The sequence below is a fragment of the Nonomuraea sp. NPDC046570 genome, from assembly GCF_040645915.1.
Classification (GTDB): domain Bacteria; phylum Actinomycetota; class Actinomycetes; order Streptosporangiales; family Streptosporangiaceae; genus Nonomuraea.
In genome coordinates this window covers 308,666-323,431 of sequence record NZ_JBEYZF010000003.1, presented here as the reverse complement: position 1 = coordinate 323,431, position 14,766 = coordinate 308,666, and the positions used below count along the sequence as shown (strand labels likewise).

Here is a 14,766-nt window from a genome sequence, read left to right as displayed (position 1 = left end):
AGCCGCCGCGCCCCCGCCCGTCGAAGTTCAGTCCGTCGAGGCCCTGCCCGTCGACGCCCTGGCCACCAGGCGCGGCGCGAACACGTGGTCCACGTGCGGGGCGTGGTAGCCCTGCAGCGCCTGCCACATCGCCGTCGCCACCGCGCTCGCCATCGCCTCCACCGGCTGCTGCACCGTCGTCAGCGCCGGATCCCCGTGCGCGGCCAGGTAGGAGTCGTCGTAGCCGACCACCGACACCTCGCCGGGCACCGACAGCCCGGCCTCGCGGACGGCCGCGACCGCCCCCAGCGCCATCAGGTCGCTGCCCGCGATCACCGCCGTCGCCCCGGCCGCCAGCAGCCGCCGGGTCGCCGCGTGCCCGCCGGTCAGCGAGTAGTCCGACTCCACGTACAGCGCGTCCTCCACCGATCCGAACGAGCGCCGCATCTCCCGCCGCCACCCCGCCAGCCGGTTCTGTGAGGGCCGCAGGTAGCCCTGCCCGCCGGCCAGCCCGATCCGCACGTGGCCGAGCTCGCGCAGGTGCGCGACCGCCATCGCCGCGCCCGCCGCCTCGTCGGTGGTGACCGTGGAGACCGGCAGGTCCGGCACCTGGCCGCCGACCAGCACCATGGGGATGCGCTGCTGGTGGAGCTGCCAGTAGAAGCCGTGGTCCGCCGCCGGGTTGGCGTGCCGGCCGGAGACCAGGACCAGCCCCTGGATGCCTCGCCGTACCAGGGTGGAGATGTAGTCGAGCTCGGTCGGGCCCTTCGCGGTGGAGCTGCCGATGAGGGCGGTGACGCCGTGGCCGCCGAGTTTGGCCTCGATGGCGCCGGCCAGCAGCGGGAAGACCGGATTGTCCAGCTCGGGGACGATGATGCCGACGAACGGCTCGGCGGCGGGGGCGATCAAACCGTGCTCTCGCATACCCTGCAGAACCTTGGCCCGCAGCTCCTCGGACACGCCTGGCCGGCCGTTGAGCACCCTGCTCACCGTCGCGGCGCTCACCCCCACGCGGGCGGCGATCGTGCGGACGGACGGTCGAGGCATACGGAACCCTTCGAGAAACCATTGAAACATGTTGCGAGATGTTGCGGCGTCATTTCCGCAGCTCCTAGGCTCGCGGACACATCAGACCAGGTGAACGGCGTCTTTCGGAGCAGTAACAGCATGGGCTATCGAGAAACACTCTGCAACACACTGGCGCACCACGACGGGTCGCCGCTGTACGTCGGCGACCCCTCGCCGGGGCTCGGCGACCGCGTCCAGGTGTTCCTGCGCACCTCGCCCGCCCTGAACGTGCGCAGGGTCTACGTGCGCACCGCCCCCGACGGCGAGCCGAGGTTCGCCGAGGCGGTGGTCGACCGGACCGGCGGCGCGGAAACCTGGTGGCGCGGCACGGTCGAGATGGTGAACCCGGAGTGCGGCTACCGCTTCCTGCTGCACACCGCGACCGGCCCGATGTGGCTGACCGCCGCCGGGCTGTCGCCGCTGGAGGTGCCGGACACCACCGACTTCACGCTGACCACCCATCCGGCCCCGCCCGCGTGGGCCGCCGACTCGGTGATCTACCAGATCTTCCCCGACCGCTTCGCCCGCTCCGGCCGGGACCACGGCCCCGACCCCGCCTGGGTACGGCGCGCGGCCTGGGACGACCCGATCCCCTGGGGCCGCGAGGGCGCGTTGCAGCAGATCTACGGCGGCGACCTGTGGGGCGTGGCCGAACGCCTCGACCACCTCACCGACCTGGGCGCGAACCTCCTCTACCTGACGCCGTTCTTCCCCGCCCGCTCCAACCACCGCTACGACGCGACCACCTTTGACAGGGTGGACCCGCTGCTCGGCGGCGACGAGGCGCTGCGCGCGCTGACGGCCGCTGCCCACGCCCGCGGCATCCGCGTCATCGGCGACATCACGCTCAACCACTCCGGCGACGGCCACGAGTGGTTCGCCCCCGGAAGCGCCGTACGCGATGACTTCTACTACGTGGACGGGGACGACTACGCCACCTTCGCCGGGGTCAGCACGCTGCCCAAGTTCGACCACCGCTCCGCCGAGCTGCGCCGCCGCCTCTACGACGGGCCCGGCTCGGTGATCGCCCGCTACCTGGAGGAGTTCGGCCTCGACGGCTGGCGGGTGGACGTCGCCCAGTCGGCCGGCCGGCACGGCGAGATCGAGCTGAACGACCAGGTAGCGAGGCTCACGCGAGCCACCGTGGGCGACGCCCTGCTGCTGGCCGAGCACCAGTTCGACGCCTCCGGCGCGCTGCGCGGCACCGGCTGGCACGGCACCATGTCCTACGCCGGCTTCGCCCGCCCCGTCTGGTCGTGGCTGGCCCGGGAACGCTCCACCGAGTTCTGGGGCGTGCCCGGCCCCATCCCGCAGTACGGCGGCGCGGACATGGCCGAGGTGATGCGCCGCTACTCCGCGCTCATCCCGTGGCGGGCCCACACCCACAACCTCACCCTGCTGGACTCGCACGACACCGCCAGGTTCCGCTCCGTCGCCGGACGCGACCACCAGCACCTCGGCGCCGCGCTGCTGTTCACGCTGCCCGGCCTGCCGATGGTCTTCGCCGGCGACGAGGTCGGCGTCGAGGGCGTGCACCTGGAGGACGGCCGCCGCCCCTTCCCCTGGCACCCCGACCGCTGGGACCAGGGCACCTACCAGGTCTACCGCGACCTGGTACGGCTGCGCCGCTCGCACGAGGCGTTGCGCACGGGCGGCTTGCGCTGGCTGCACGCCGACGCCGACACCGTCGTCTACGAGCGGGCCGCGCCAGGACAGACGCTGCTCGTGCAGGTCAGCCGCGCCGCGCACGAACCGCTCTCCGCCCCCGCCGCGGGCGGCGCCCTCACCGGCGGCCCCGACCTGCGGCCCGGCTCGCCGATGCCCGCCGACGGGCCCGCCTTCCACATCTGGGAGCTCGAAGCGTGATCGACATTCTGCACGGCGTCCGTTCCGCCGCCCTCGGCAACGCGCGCGACGTCTTCGTCTACCTGCCGCCCGGCTACGACCCGGCGGCCGGGCCGTACCCGGTGGTGTATCTGCAGGACGGGCAGCACATGTTCGCCGGAGCCGGGCTGGAGCCGAGCTGGCGGCTGGACGAGACGCTGGACGCGCTGATCGCCGCGGGGGCGCTGCCGCCGCTGGTCGCGGTCGCGGTGTCCAACGCGGGCGACGAGCGCGGCGCGGAGTACTCCCACGTCGCGCCCTACCCCCGCGACCCGCGCGGGCGGTTCGCCGGGGAGCTGTACGAGCGGTTCCTGGTGGAGGAGCTGATGCCGCTGATCCGCTCGCGGTACGCGGTGACCGGCGAGGCCGGGCGCACGGCGGTCATGGGCTCGTCGATGGGCGGCCTGGTCAGCTACCACCTGGCCTTCCGGCGGCCCGAGGTGTTCGGGCTGGCGGCGATCATGTCGCCGTTCCTGGTGTTCGTGGACCCGGAGACGCTGGCGGAGACGGCCGTCTACCGGCGCTTCGCCGAGCGCGGGCCGCGCCGGGTGTGGCTGGACATCGGCGGGATGGAAGGGCTGATCACCGCCCACCACGCCCGGGAACTGGCCGAGCAGCTCGTCGGGCTCGGTTACGCGCCGGACCGGGAGCTGCGCTACCGGCACGAGCCGCGGGCCCCGCATCACGAGAGCGCGTGGCAGGTCCGGGCGGCGAGCGCGCTGCTGCACCTGTTCGGGGCGGAGGGGCCGCCGGTCGAGCTGCGCGCCGAAGCCGGCGAGGTCGTCGCCGTCGGCCAGGTCGTCGATGTCGCGCCGCTCGCGGTGCGGGCCGACGGCTGCGCGTACTCGGCGCTCAGCGCGAGCCTCACCTGGAGCCCCGAGCCCCTGCTGAAGCCGTCGGGCGCCGCTCTGCTCACCCCCGCCGCGCCCGGCACCGCCCAGGTGAGCGCCACCGTGGGCGACCTGACGGTCCAGCGGGAGATCACGGTCGTGGACGGCGAGCCGACCGCGACGCTCGACGTCACGGTCGTCACCCCGCCCGGCACCCCCGACGGCGACACCGTCTACTTCTCCGGCCTGGTCACCACCCAGGTCGCGCCCGGCGTGCACCACGGCGTCTGGCGGCTGCCCCGAGGGCTCGGCCTCAACGGCTCGGTCGGCAGAGGCTGGCGCTGCGACGGGCTGGACGCGGGCGGCCTGCCCGTCCGCGAGCCGATCAGGCACGACCGCGACCGCCGCCTGGTCGTCAACGTGCACGGCTGGAGCGACCCGGACGCCCAGCACGACCCGCACAAGGGCGACACCCCCCGCTCCGGCTCATGAGGAGGACCTCGATGCGCACCACCACCCTGGCCCTGACAGGCCTGGCCCTGCTGGCCGCCGGCTGCGGCACCACCGCCCCCGCGCCCGCCTCCCGGCCCACCCAGGCGGCCACCCTCACCGTCTGGGCCGACGACAGCCGCGCCAAACCGCTGCGCGACCTCGCCGCGGCCTTCGAGAAGGACAGGGGCGTCCAGGTCAAGATCGTGCAGAAGGGCATGGGCAGCCTGCGCGACGACTTCGTCTCCCAGGCGCCCACCGGCCAGGGCCCCGACCTGATCGTCGGCCCGCACGACTGGCTCGGCAAACTCGTCCAGAACGGCGTCGTCGCCCCGGTCGACCTCGGCACGACCGCCGCGGCCTTCCCGAAGGTCGCGCTCGACGCCATGCGCTACGAGGGCCAGACGTACGGCCTGCCGTACGCGATCGAGAGTGTGGCGTTGCTGCGCAACACGGCGCTCGCGCCCGAGCGGCCCAGGACGTTCGGCGACCTGGTCGCCACCGGGCAGCGGCTGGTGCGCGACGGTAAGGCGGACTTCCCGGTCGGCCTGCCCGTCGACCCCAAGGCGGGATCGCCGTACCACCTCTACCCGCTGCAGACCTCCTTCGGCTCCAGCGTGTTCGACGGCGGCGAGCTGGCGATCGACGACAAGGGCGGGCTGGAGTTCGCCGCCTACCTGCGCGGGCTGGCCAAGGCCAAGGTGGTCTCCACGTCGCTGAGCGGAGAGATCGCCACCAACGCCTTCCGGGAGGGGCGGGTGCCGTACCTGATCACCGGGCCGTGGGACGCGCCCGCGCTGGCCAAGGCCGGGGTGGCGTTCTCCGTGGAGCCGGTGCCGCCGGCCGGTGACCGGCCCGCCCGGCCGTTCGTCGGCGTGCAGGGCTTCTATGTCAGCGCGAAGTCGGCCAACCCGATCCTGGCCAACGACTTCCTGCTCAACTACCTGGCCACGCCCGCGTCGCAGCGCGCGCTGCACGCGGCGGGCGGCAGGCCGCCGGCCATGACCTCGGTGCGCGAGGAACTGCGCGGCGACCTGGTGATGACCGGGTTCGCCAAGGCCGCGCTGGCCGGGGAGCCCGCGCCCAGCGTGCCCGCCATGGACGCCGTCTGGGGCGACTGGGGCCTGTCCCAGCTGGCGATCATCACCGGCGACGGCGACCCGGCCAAGCTGACCGGGGACGCCGCCGGCCGCATCCGCGCGAAGATCGCGGACTGACCGGTGAGCAGGTTCGTGAAGCCGGTCGTCCTCGGCGTGGTGGACGCGTTCGCGGTCTACGGGCTGGTGGCGCTCGCCGGGCAGCGCTCGTGGTGGCTGTTCGCCGCGATGCTGGCCGGCACGGTCGCGATCAACGTCATCTACCTGGGCAAGCGGCGCGTCCCCGCGAAGTACCTCGCGCCGGGCGTCATCCTGCTGCTCATCTACCAGGTGTACGTCGTCCTCTACACCGGCTACGCGGCCTTCACCAACTACGGCGACGGCCACAACGGCACCAAGCAGGACGCGGTGGCCGCGATCCTGGCAGCCAGCGAGGTCAGGGTGCCGGGGTCGGCCGCCCAGCCGGTCCGGGTGGTCGAGCGGGGCGGTGAGCTCGGCCTCCAGGTGGGCGGCCAGGTCGGTTCCGTCGCGCGGCCGCTGGGCCCGGTGGCGGAGTCGGACGGGTGGCGGGCGCTGCCGTACGCGGAGATCGTGGCGCGGCAGGCGGAGATCACCGCGCTGCGCGTGCCGGTGCCCGGCCAGGGCAGCCTGCGCACGTCGGACGCGGTGACGGCGGCGATGTACCGCTCGACGCTCCGCTACGACGAGCGCGCCGGCACCGTCACCGACCCGGCCACCGGCGCGGTCTACCGCGACGACGGCCGCGGCCGGTTCGCGGCGGCGGACGGGACGGTGCTCAGCCCCGGCTGGAAGGTGTTCGTCGGCCTGGAGAACTTCCGTACGGTCCTCACCGATCCCGGCATCAGGGGCCCGTTCCTCGGTGTGCTCGTGTGGACGTTCGCGTTCGCCGGGCTGTCGGTCGGGCTGATGTTCGTCCTCGGGCTCGGCCTGGCGCTGGTGCTGGACCGGCCGGGGCTGCGCGGACACCGGATCTACCGCTCGCTGCTGGTGCTGCCCTACGCCTTCCCCGCCTTCATGGCCGCCATCCTCTGGCAGGGGCTGCTCAACCCCGACCACGGCTTCGTCAACGCCGTGCTGCTCGGCGGCGGGCAGGTGCCATGGCTCACCGACCCCTGGCTGGCCAGGCTCAGCGTGCTGGCGGTCAACATCTGGATCGGCTTCCCGTACCTGTTCCTCGTCTGCACCGGCGCGCTGCAGGTCATCCCGCCCGCGCTCACCGAGGCCGCGCAGCTGGACGGCGCGAGCCCGTGGCGGGTGCTGCGGCACATCAAGCTGCCCATGCTGCTGGCCGCGACCACACCCGTGCTGGTGGCCACCTTCGCCTTCAACTTCAACAACTTCAACGTGATCTACATGCTCACCGGCGGCGGCCCCAGGGACGCCACCTCGCCCGTCGACGTCGGCTCCACCGACCTGCTCATCTCGCTGGTCTACAAGCTCGCCTTCGGCGGCAGCGCCAGGAACTACGGCCTGGCCTGCGCGGTGTCCATCCTCATCTTCGCCGTCATCGCGGCGATCTCGCTCGCCGGCTTCCGCAGGGCGCGCAGACTGGAGGCGAACTGAGATGGCCCGCTGGTTCTCCAGGTACGGCTGGCGCCACGCCGTCGGCGCCGCGGCGGTCGTGGTGGCGCTGTTCCCGCTGCTGTTCGTGCTCGCCGCCTCGGTCAACCCGAGCGGCACGCTGACCGGCTCGAACAACCTGTTCGCGGCGCCCACCCCGGCGCACTACCAGGCGCTGTTCACCGACCCGCTGCACCCGTTCGGGAAATGGTTCGCCAACTCCATGGTCATCGGCCTCACCACGGCCGCCGGATCGGTCTTCCTCGGCGCGTGCGCCGCCTACGCCTTCTCCAGGTTCTCCTTCAGGGGGCGCAGGGCAGGGCTGCTCGGGCTGGTCTTCGTCCAGCTCTTCCCGCAGCTCCTGGCCTACGTCGCGATCTTCCTGCTGCTGTCGGCGCTCAAGGACGTCTTCCCCGCCATCGGCCTGGGCAGCAGGCTCGGCCTCGTGATGGTCTACCTGGGCGGGGCGCTCGGCGTGAACACCTACCTGATGAAGGGCTTCTTCGACACCGTGCCGAAGGAGCTGGACGAGTCCGCCCAGATCGACGGCGCCTCGCACGCGCAGATCTTCTTCCGCGTGCTGCTGCCGCTGGTCGCCCCGATCCTCGTGGTCGTCGGGCTGTTCGCCTTCGTGGCGACGCTCAACGACTTCGTGATCGCCGGGCTGGTGTTGACCGACCCCGATCAGCAGACCCTCGCCGTCGGTCTCCACCAGCTCGTCTCCTACAAGCTCGGCCAGAACTGGGGGCTGTTCGCCGCGGGCGCGCTGATCGGCGCGCTGCCGGTGCTCGTGCTCTTCCAGTTCCTGCAGCGCTTCATCGTCGGCGGGCTGACCAGCGGCGCGGTCAAGAGCTGACCCTCGGCGTGGACCTGCCGTTGAACAGGTGCGTGGCCACGCCGTCGCGCACGATGAACATCACCGCGTCGTGCAGCCCGGCCTGGCCCTGGGCCGAGACGAACGTGTACGCGTCGAGGGCGACGAACCGCTTGACCGTCACCGGCAGACCCATCTCCTTGAGCAGTCCCTCCGGCGTCAGGGTGATCTCCAGCCCGCCCTCGGCCGCCGCGACGTCGCTGGTGATCATCGGCCCCGCGTACCTGCCCAGGTACGGCGTGACGTCCACCTCGTACGGCACCGCCGGCGGCACGGGCCGGCCGGTCGGCTCAAGGCCGGTCAGCTCCTGGGTGATCGGGTGCGCCAGGTCGCGCAGCACCCCGTAGGGGTTGCCGCCGTTGCAGGTCAACGCCACGACCACGTCGTGACCCGGCACCACCCACCACTGCGTGATCTGCCCGGGGGTGCCCCCGTCGTGCCCGTAGACGCCGCCGCCCCAGCCGAGGAGGTTGAAGCCGAGCCCCCAGCCCTCGCCCAGCCAGCGGAAGGCCGTCGGCGGGACCTGCTGCGAGGTCATCGCCCGCACCGACTCCTCCGACAGCACCCGGGTGCCGTCCTCGGCCAGGCCGCCGCGCAGGAACATCTCGCCGAAGCGCACCAGCTCACGCGGCGCCGCGCACATCGTGGCCCCTGCGGGCGCGGTGCTGCGGGGCATGCCCCACGGCCTGACCACGACCTGCTCCTCGGTCCCCGGCGCCTTGCTGTGCCCGGCCGCGGCGCGGTGCAGGACGGCCTCCTCGGGGAAGAGCGCCACCTGCCGCGAGCCGAGCGGCTCGAACAGGTGCCTGCGCATCGCCGCCTCCCAGGTGCACCCCCTGAGCTTGGCGACGATCGCGCCGAGCGTGGCGTAGCCGGAGTTGCAGTAGGAGAAGGCGCTGCCGGGCGGGTCGACCTGCCGGGCGTCGCGCAGCAGGTCCACGTAGCGGTCCAGGCTGTCGTCGCCGCGCCCGGTGTCGGTGAACAGGTCGCCGTCGAAACCGCCGGTGTGCGTGAGCAACTGCCTGACCGTGACCTTCGCGCTCGCGTCGGCGTCGGCCAGCGTGAACTCCGGCAGGTAGGTACGCACGGGGCGGTCCAGGTCGACCAGACCCTCGTCGACGAGCTGCATGATCAGTGCGGCCGTCCACACCTTCGTGGTCGAGCCGACCTGGAACAGGCTGCCCGCCGTGGTCTCGACCCCCGTCTCCAGGTTCAGCACTCCGGTCGCGGCCTCGGTCAGCTCGCCCTTCACACTCACCGCGATCGCCGCGCCGGGCACGTCGTGCGCGCGGGCGGCCTGGTCCAGCCGGGACTGCAGGTCGTCGAGCAGCATCGGTCTCATCCCCTCGTCGATTGCTAACGTGTAACGCACGTTATGGTCCGGGCACGGCGGTCACCAGGGCCGATCGGCCAAACAGGGCGGCCTTCATTGTCGGAAGGGACAACCATGGCACGAGTCCGGCGAGGCACCCTCAGCCGCGAACGGGTCGTCGAGGCGGCGGTGGCGCTGCTGGACAGGGGCGGGCCGCTGACGATGTCGGCGGTGGCGGCCGAACTGGGCGCCCAGCAGATGTCGATCTACAACTACGTGAGCGGCAAGTCCGACCTGCTGTACGCCGTCGAGGACCACCTGCTGACCGCGATCCCGCTGCCCGGCCCCGGCGCCGGCACCGACGGGCTGGCCGAGCTGCTGCGCGCCTATTTCCGGCTGGTGTCCGCCCATCCGTGGCTGGTCGGGTTCGCGATCGAGCGCGAGCGCGAGGGGAGCACCCCGGCGAACCTGCGGATCGTCGAGGCGGCCTACGCCGTGCTCTTCCGGCTCGGCCTCACCCCCCGGGACGCGGTGCCGCTGTTCTCGGCGCTGGTCAACCTGGTCGTCGGCGCCGCCGTCCAGCATGCGGACCTGCGCGAGCGCGGCGTCCGTGGGGAGATGCGGGCCCAGATCTCGGCGCTGCCCGAGGCGGAGTTCCCCGCCCTGGCACGCCTGGCCGCCGACCTGCCGGAGACGAGTCCCGCCGACGCCGTGGAGCTGGGCCTGAAAGCCCTGCTCCACGGCCTCGGCACGGTCCCGGACGCGGACGGCGGCACCGGGTAGCCGGGCGTCAGACCCGGACGTTCAACCGTCCCGTGTGCAGGAAGCCGGGCCGGTCGCCGTCGCCCACGAAGGCGACCGCCGAGTGGGTGCCGCCGCGCGCCTCGGCGAACACGAACGTATCGCCGCGCAGCCGGGCCAGCTCGATCCGCTGGGGCTCGCCGTGCGCGGCCATCGCGCCGAGCGGCGTGACCGTCACCCACAACGTCCCGGCCTCGTCCCCCGCCACCTCCCACGCCATCACGTCGGAGACGTAACGCCCGGCGTAGCGCTCGACGTCGACCGGCAGCGGGGAGGAGGGCGGCACCGGAGGCTCCGGCGCGGTGACCCCGGCGAGATCCCGCAGCAGCGGCTCGACCAGCTCGGTCATCAGCGGGTCGGGGTCGCCGCCGTTGGTCAGCAGCACCACGGCCACTCCCGCCTCGGGCACCATCCTCAGCGCCGCGGCCTGTCCCGGCGTCGACCCGTTGTGCCCCACCACCGTCCCGCCTGCCCACTCCTGGAGTTCCCAGCCGAGCCCCCACCGGGAGGTCCGCCCCAGGTCGGGCAGTGTGATCTGCGGCTCCCGCATCAGCCGGGCGAGCGGCCCGGGCAGCACGGGCGGGTCCTCGGCGAGGTGGGCGCGGGCGAAGGCCAGCAGGTCGCGGGCGCGCATCGCCAGGCTGGACCCGGCCGGGTCGTTCGACCGCATCAGCGACCAGACCGGCACCGGCTCGCCGCCCGCGTGGCCGACCGCCGTGCCGTACAGGATGGCCTCGTCGGCGCTGGTGGCGGCGTGGGTCAGCCCGAGCGGGGCGATCAGGTGGGCGCGCAGCGCCGCGTTGTACGGCAGGCCGCGCAGCACCTCGACGATCCGGCCGAGCACGACATACCCGGCGTTGTTGTAGGACCACACCGCGCCGGGCGGTGCGAGCCGCGGCACGTCGCCGAGTAGCGCGACCAGCTTCTCGATCGCGTCGTCACCCCGGCCGGTGTCGGCGAAGACGTCGCCCTCGAAGCCGCCGGTGTGCGCGAGGAGCTGCCTGATCGTCACCGGCTCCGGCAGCTTGAGCTCGGGCAGCGCCGACTGCGCGGTCTGGTCGAGGTCGAGCCTCCCCTCGGCGACGAGCTGGAACACCAGCGTCGCCGTCCAGGGCTTGGCGATCGAGCCGATCTGGAACAGCGAGTCGGGCGTCGCGGGCTGTCCGGTGCGGGTGTTGAGCACCCCGGCGGCAGCCTCGGCCACCTCGCCGCCCGCGGCGACGGCGAGCGAGGCCCCGGTGATGCCGTGCGCTGCGACCAGCGCGTCGAGGTCGGCCTGAAGGTTGAGCGATTCGAGGCTCACGCGGCCCCTCCGAAGGTCGGGTCGAGGCGGTATCCGGCCGGCGGCTCCGCGCCGATCAGGTGGCGGGTGAGGAAGTCCCACTGGCGGCGCAGCACGTGCGCCTCGGCGTGCAGGTAGCCGTGCGCCGCGTTCGGCACCATGAGCATCTCGAAGTCGGCGTCGGCTTCGACGAGCGCGTTGACCAGGCGCAGCGAGAGGCCGGGATGGCAGTTGTCGTCCATCTCGCCGAACAGGAGCAGCAGCTTGCCCTTGAGCCGCCCCGCGTGCGGCAGCAGCGAGCCCTCGGCGTAGTCCTGCGGCGGCGGCCCCTGGTAGGTCTCGCCCCAGATCGCGTAGTACGCGTTGTGCTCGTAGTCCCCGGCGGAGGCGACGCCCACGCTGAAGAAGTCCGGGTGGGTCAGCAACGCCCTGGCCGTGGCCGCGCCGCCGCCCGAGTGCCCGGCGATACCGACCCGGTCCAGGTCGAGGTAGGGCCGCTCGGCCGCGAGCCGGGTGATCGCCGCCACGTGGTCGGCGAGCCCCACCGCCACCCCCGGGTCGCCGTAGGAGGCGTCCTGGAAGGCCCTGCCCCGGTACGGCGTGCCGCGCCCGTCCAGCACCACGACGGCCAGGCCGAGCGCCGCCAGCGACGCCGCGCCCGCCGCCGGGTCGAGCAGCCACGGGTCCAGCGTGTAGCCGCGCAGCGTGGTGCGAAGCTGCCGGGGGATCTGCGGCCCGTTGTAGACCGAGTCGAGGATCGGGTATCGCCTGCCGGGGTCGAAGTCGCCGGGCAGGAACAGCAGCCCGTGCAGGTCGGTCACGCCGTCGGCGGCCTTGACGGTGAACCGCTCGGGCGCCCGCCAGCCCGCCTCCTCCAGCGCGCTCAGGTCGGCTCGCTCCAGCTCCATGACGACCGCGCCGGAGGCGTCACGCAGCACGGTGACGCTCGGCGTGCCCGGGGTGGCGTAGGTGTCGACCAGCCAGCGTCCGTCGGGGGAGGGCTGGGTGTGGTGGTCGGCGTCCTCGGGGGTGAGCACTGTGACGCCGCCGCCGTCCAGGTCGGCGCGGCAGAGCCGCCGGTCGTAGGGGTTCGAGCCGTGCCCGCCCGAGGTGAACAGCACCTCGCGGGCCGTCCAGTCGACCCTGAGCAGGTCGCGGACCAGCCACTCGCCCTCGGTCACGGCGTTCTTCAGCTCGCCGCCGGCATAGCGGTAGAGGTGGCCCCAGCCGGAGCGCTCGGAGTACCAGAGCACCTCGTCGCCGTGGGTGCGCACCAGCGGGTGCTCCACGATGGTGGGGGCGGAGTTCATCACCGTGTCGCTCTGCTCCTCCAGCACCTTCGTCGTCCGGCCGGTTCCGGCGTCGACGCGGTAGAGGACGGCGCCGCGGTAGCCGCGCGTGCCGTACAGCATCCACAGGGTGTCGTCGTTCTCCCACCAGACCCGGCCGAGGTTGAGGGGCGCGTCGTGGGTGAAGGTCAGCGGTTCGTGGTCGAGGTCGATCCGGTCGCCGGTCTCGGCGTCGAAGATCATCTGCTGGAAGGTCGGGAGCGGGTCGCCCGGCATCTCGTAGTGCAGGGTGTGGGCCAGCGAGCGGGGGCCGCCGTCCGGTGGGCAGGACTGGGTGAGCGTCAGTGTGGGGACGTGCCGTTGGTCGACGCGCAGCGTGACGAACCTGCGGCCGTCGGGGGCCCAGGCGAGCAGCGGCGGGGTGGTCATGCCGCGCTGGGTGAGGACGATCGGCAGCCGGTTCTGGTCGCTGGGCAGGCCGTAGGCGTGGCCCTCCGCGCCGTCGTGGGTGATCTGCCTGCCGTTGACCAGGAGGTTCCCGTCCTGCACGGACACCGCGTAACGCCCGTCCGGGGAGGTCTGGGCGCCCGTCATCTCGGGCGGAAGGACAGGCTCCGCCACGACGGGCGTCTCACCCTCCACCCGCTCCTCTTTGTCCGGAAAAATCCGGATAACTGAGGGGCCGTCGGGGGTGCTCACCTGGTACCAGAACGAATCGTCCTCCCAGGTGGGAGTAATCGTGGATCGGTGCACGAGCTTAGGCTCCTGCGACGGGTGCAGCGCCTCGGCGCGGCGATATTCGTCAATCATTGGGTTTCTCCGATCGCGTGATCGATCAGGGCGTCAAGATCGCCCATGAGGGTTTTGTGGATGGTCGCGATGAACCAGGCCCCGAAGGCCGCGGGCACCAGCAGCAGCAGGAGCGCGCCCCGCAGGTCGAGGAAGGTCGTGGCCAGCGCCAGCAGCCCGGCGCCGATCAGCCCGCCGACCGCGATGATCAGCCCCATGGCCGCCATCGCGTGCGCCCTGTCCGCCGGCCGGATCACCGACAGCGCGCCGATGAACAGGCACGGCCCGATCACCGCCAGCAGCGCCTGCCCCAGCGCCAGCAGGCCGAGCAGCGCCCACAGCCCCGGCGCGACCGCCGACAGGCTGAACGCCGCCGCCGCTGCCGCCAGCGCGCCGCCGGACAGCGCCATGAACCGCGCGGGCCCGGCCCGGTAGGCCGCCTCGGCCCTGCCGCCGAACGCCACCAGCGCCACGATCGACACCGCGGCCGCCGCACTGGTGAACAGCCCGCGCTGACCGGGCGTCAGGTCGTACTCCTGCTCCAGCAGCGTCGAGACCACCACGCTGTACGGCACGGCCAGCGCACCGATCGCGGTGAACCCGACGCACATCCGCCGGATCGACGCGATGCCCAGCACCCGCCGGACGGTCACCCAGAATCCGGACACCTCGCCGGACTCGGGAATCGCCGTCCCCGAACGGGCCCGCAGCTCGGCCACGTCCCACCGGCCCAGCACCGGCTCGCGCAACCGCAGCGCGTACAGGCAGGCCAGCAGCGACAGCACGCCGAGCGAGACGAACACCGCCCGCCAGTCCATGCCGAGCCACGACACCAGCCCCGCGATGACCAGCGGCGCCAGGATCCCGGCCAGCGGCGACGACGCCGAGTACAGCGACATCACCCGCATCCGGGCGGGCGGCGGGTAGGCGTCCATGAGCAGCGGCGGGTGCAGCAGCGCCACCGTGCCGGTGGTGGCCCCGTTGACCAGCATGAGCGCGGCCAGCGAGACCGGCCCGGCCACCGAGCCGGTGAACAGCGTGGTCAGGCTCCAGGCGAACCCGGTGCCGACCGCCAGCCGTACCCGATGGGGGTGGCGGCGCAGCAGCGCCGCCACCGCGAACGGCGCCAGCCCCGCCGCCACGCCCTGGACGGCGACGATCCCCGACAGGGAACCGACGTCCATCCCGAGCGAGGCGGCGACCTCGGGTGCGAGCACGCCGAACACCTGGGTCTGGAAGTTGTCCACTACGGCGAGCACGGTCAGCGCGGCCATGAAGGACAGGCCGACACCGTGCTCCCTGAGTGTGCGCAGCAGCGGGGCGGTGTCGCCCGTCCTGCCGGTGACGCCCAGCACCGCGCGGGCGTCCTCCCTGCTCAAGGGGTCGTCTTCGCCTGAGGGATCGTTCATATCCACCGAGGATCACGCGGCGCGGCGGGCCCGCACGAGCCCCGATGGGGTGCCGGTCGATGGGGAAGGTAGGCGGCGGGAA

General features: G+C 73.0%; 11 protein-coding genes. 6 read left to right on the top strand and 5 right to left on the bottom strand.

Going from position 1 to position 14,766, the window contains the following annotated elements:
* Window positions 1-27: 27 nt before the first annotated feature.
* On the bottom strand, window positions 28-1,026 hold the full coding sequence (locus tag ABZ911_RS07605) for a substrate-binding domain-containing protein (protein WP_358052993.1): 999 nt from the start codon (window positions 1,024-1,026) through the stop codon (window positions 28-30).
* A 120-nt stretch (window positions 1,027-1,146) separates the two neighbouring features.
* On the opposite strand from ABZ911_RS07605, the gene ABZ911_RS07600 reads away from it, so the two are divergent.
* The 5 genes from ABZ911_RS07600 to ABZ911_RS07580 are packed head-to-tail and all read left to right on the top strand — an operon-like array spanning window position 1,147 to window position 7,784.
* Window positions 1,147-2,913, top strand: a complete 1,767-nt coding sequence (locus ABZ911_RS07600; RefSeq protein ID WP_358052991.1) for a glycoside hydrolase family 13 protein — start codon at window positions 1,147-1,149, stop codon at window positions 2,911-2,913.
* Window positions 2,910-4,253 carry an alpha/beta hydrolase-fold protein gene (locus ABZ911_RS07595; protein ID WP_358052989.1) on the top strand — a complete coding sequence of 448 codons (1,344 nt, stop codon included), beginning with the start codon at window positions 2,910-2,912 and terminating at the stop codon, window positions 4,251-4,253. Before ABZ911_RS07600 ends, ABZ911_RS07595 begins: the two co-directional genes overlap by 4 nt.
* A gap of 11 nt (window positions 4,254-4,264) precedes the next feature.
* Complete coding sequence (locus ABZ911_RS07590; RefSeq protein ID WP_358052987.1) at window positions 4,265-5,467, top strand: maltose ABC transporter substrate-binding protein; 1,203 nt, start codon at window positions 4,265-4,267, stop codon at window positions 5,465-5,467.
* Between the two features lie 3 nt (window positions 5,468-5,470).
* Complete coding sequence (locus ABZ911_RS07585; RefSeq protein WP_358052985.1) at window positions 5,471-6,931, top strand: ABC transporter permease subunit; 1,461 nt, start codon at window positions 5,471-5,473, stop codon at window positions 6,929-6,931.
* A 1-nt stretch (window position 6,932) separates the two neighbouring features.
* Window positions 6,933-7,784: a sugar ABC transporter permease gene (locus tag ABZ911_RS07580; protein ID WP_358052983.1), complete on the top strand. Its 852-nt coding sequence runs from the start codon at window positions 6,933-6,935 to the stop codon at window positions 7,782-7,784.
* Here ABZ911_RS07580 and ABZ911_RS07575 read toward each other — a convergent pair.
* Window positions 7,774-9,135, bottom strand: a complete 1,362-nt coding sequence (locus ABZ911_RS07575; RefSeq protein WP_358052981.1) for a serine hydrolase domain-containing protein — start codon at window positions 9,133-9,135, stop codon at window positions 7,774-7,776. The genes ABZ911_RS07580 and ABZ911_RS07575 overlap by 11 nt on opposite strands.
* Window positions 9,136-9,249: 114 nt before the next feature.
* Here ABZ911_RS07575 and ABZ911_RS07570 point away from each other — a divergent pair, with 114 nt between their 5' ends.
* Complete coding sequence (locus tag ABZ911_RS07570) at window positions 9,250-9,897, top strand: TetR/AcrR family transcriptional regulator C-terminal domain-containing protein (RefSeq protein WP_358052979.1); 648 nt, start codon at window positions 9,250-9,252, stop codon at window positions 9,895-9,897.
* A gap of 7 nt (window positions 9,898-9,904) precedes the next feature.
* On the opposite strand, the gene ABZ911_RS07565 is transcribed toward ABZ911_RS07570, so the two are convergent.
* Genes ABZ911_RS07565 through ABZ911_RS07555 form a run of 3 tightly spaced genes read right to left on the bottom strand, consistent with a single transcriptional unit; the run spans window position 9,905 to window position 14,684 of the window.
* Complete coding sequence (locus tag ABZ911_RS07565) at window positions 9,905-11,218, bottom strand: serine hydrolase domain-containing protein (RefSeq protein WP_358052977.1); 1,314 nt, start codon at window positions 11,216-11,218, stop codon at window positions 9,905-9,907.
* On the bottom strand, window positions 11,215-13,296 hold the full coding sequence (locus ABZ911_RS07560) for a DPP IV N-terminal domain-containing protein (protein WP_358052975.1): 2,082 nt from the start codon (window positions 13,294-13,296) through the stop codon (window positions 11,215-11,217). Before ABZ911_RS07560 ends, ABZ911_RS07565 begins: the two co-directional genes overlap by 4 nt.
* The gene (locus tag ABZ911_RS07555; RefSeq protein ID WP_358052973.1) at window positions 13,293-14,684 is read right to left on the bottom strand and encodes an MFS transporter; all 1,392 of its coding nucleotides are present in this window, start codon (window positions 14,682-14,684) and stop codon (window positions 13,293-13,295) included. Before ABZ911_RS07555 ends, ABZ911_RS07560 begins: the two co-directional genes overlap by 4 nt.
* Window positions 14,685-14,766: the final 82 nt, after the last annotated feature.

Bases quoted from the DNA above. Each gene is read 5' to 3' on its own strand.
- ABZ911_RS07605 (WP_358052993.1), bottom strand. From the start codon at position 1,026: ATGCCTCGACCGTCCGTCCGCACGATCGCCGCCCGCGTGGGGGTGAGC.
- ABZ911_RS07600 (WP_358052991.1), top strand. From the start codon at position 1,147: ATGGGCTATCGAGAAACACTCTGCAACACACTGGCGCACCACGACGGG.
- ABZ911_RS07590 (WP_358052987.1), top strand. From the start codon at position 4,265: ATGCGCACCACCACCCTGGCCCTGACAGGCCTGGCCCTGCTGGCCGCC.
- ABZ911_RS07580 (WP_358052983.1), top strand. From the start codon at position 6,933: ATGGCCCGCTGGTTCTCCAGGTACGGCTGGCGCCACGCCGTCGGCGCC.
- ABZ911_RS07575 (WP_358052981.1), bottom strand. From the start codon at position 9,135: ATGCTGCTCGACGACCTGCAGTCCCGGCTGGACCAGGCCGCCCGCGCG.
- ABZ911_RS07570 (WP_358052979.1), top strand. From the start codon at position 9,250: ATGGCACGAGTCCGGCGAGGCACCCTCAGCCGCGAACGGGTCGTCGAG.
- ABZ911_RS07560 (WP_358052975.1), bottom strand. From the start codon at position 13,296: ATGATTGACGAATATCGCCGCGCCGAGGCGCTGCACCCGTCGCAGGAG.
- ABZ911_RS07555 (WP_358052973.1), bottom strand. From the start codon at position 14,684: ATGAACGATCCCTCAGGCGAAGACGACCCCTTGAGCAGGGAGGACGCC.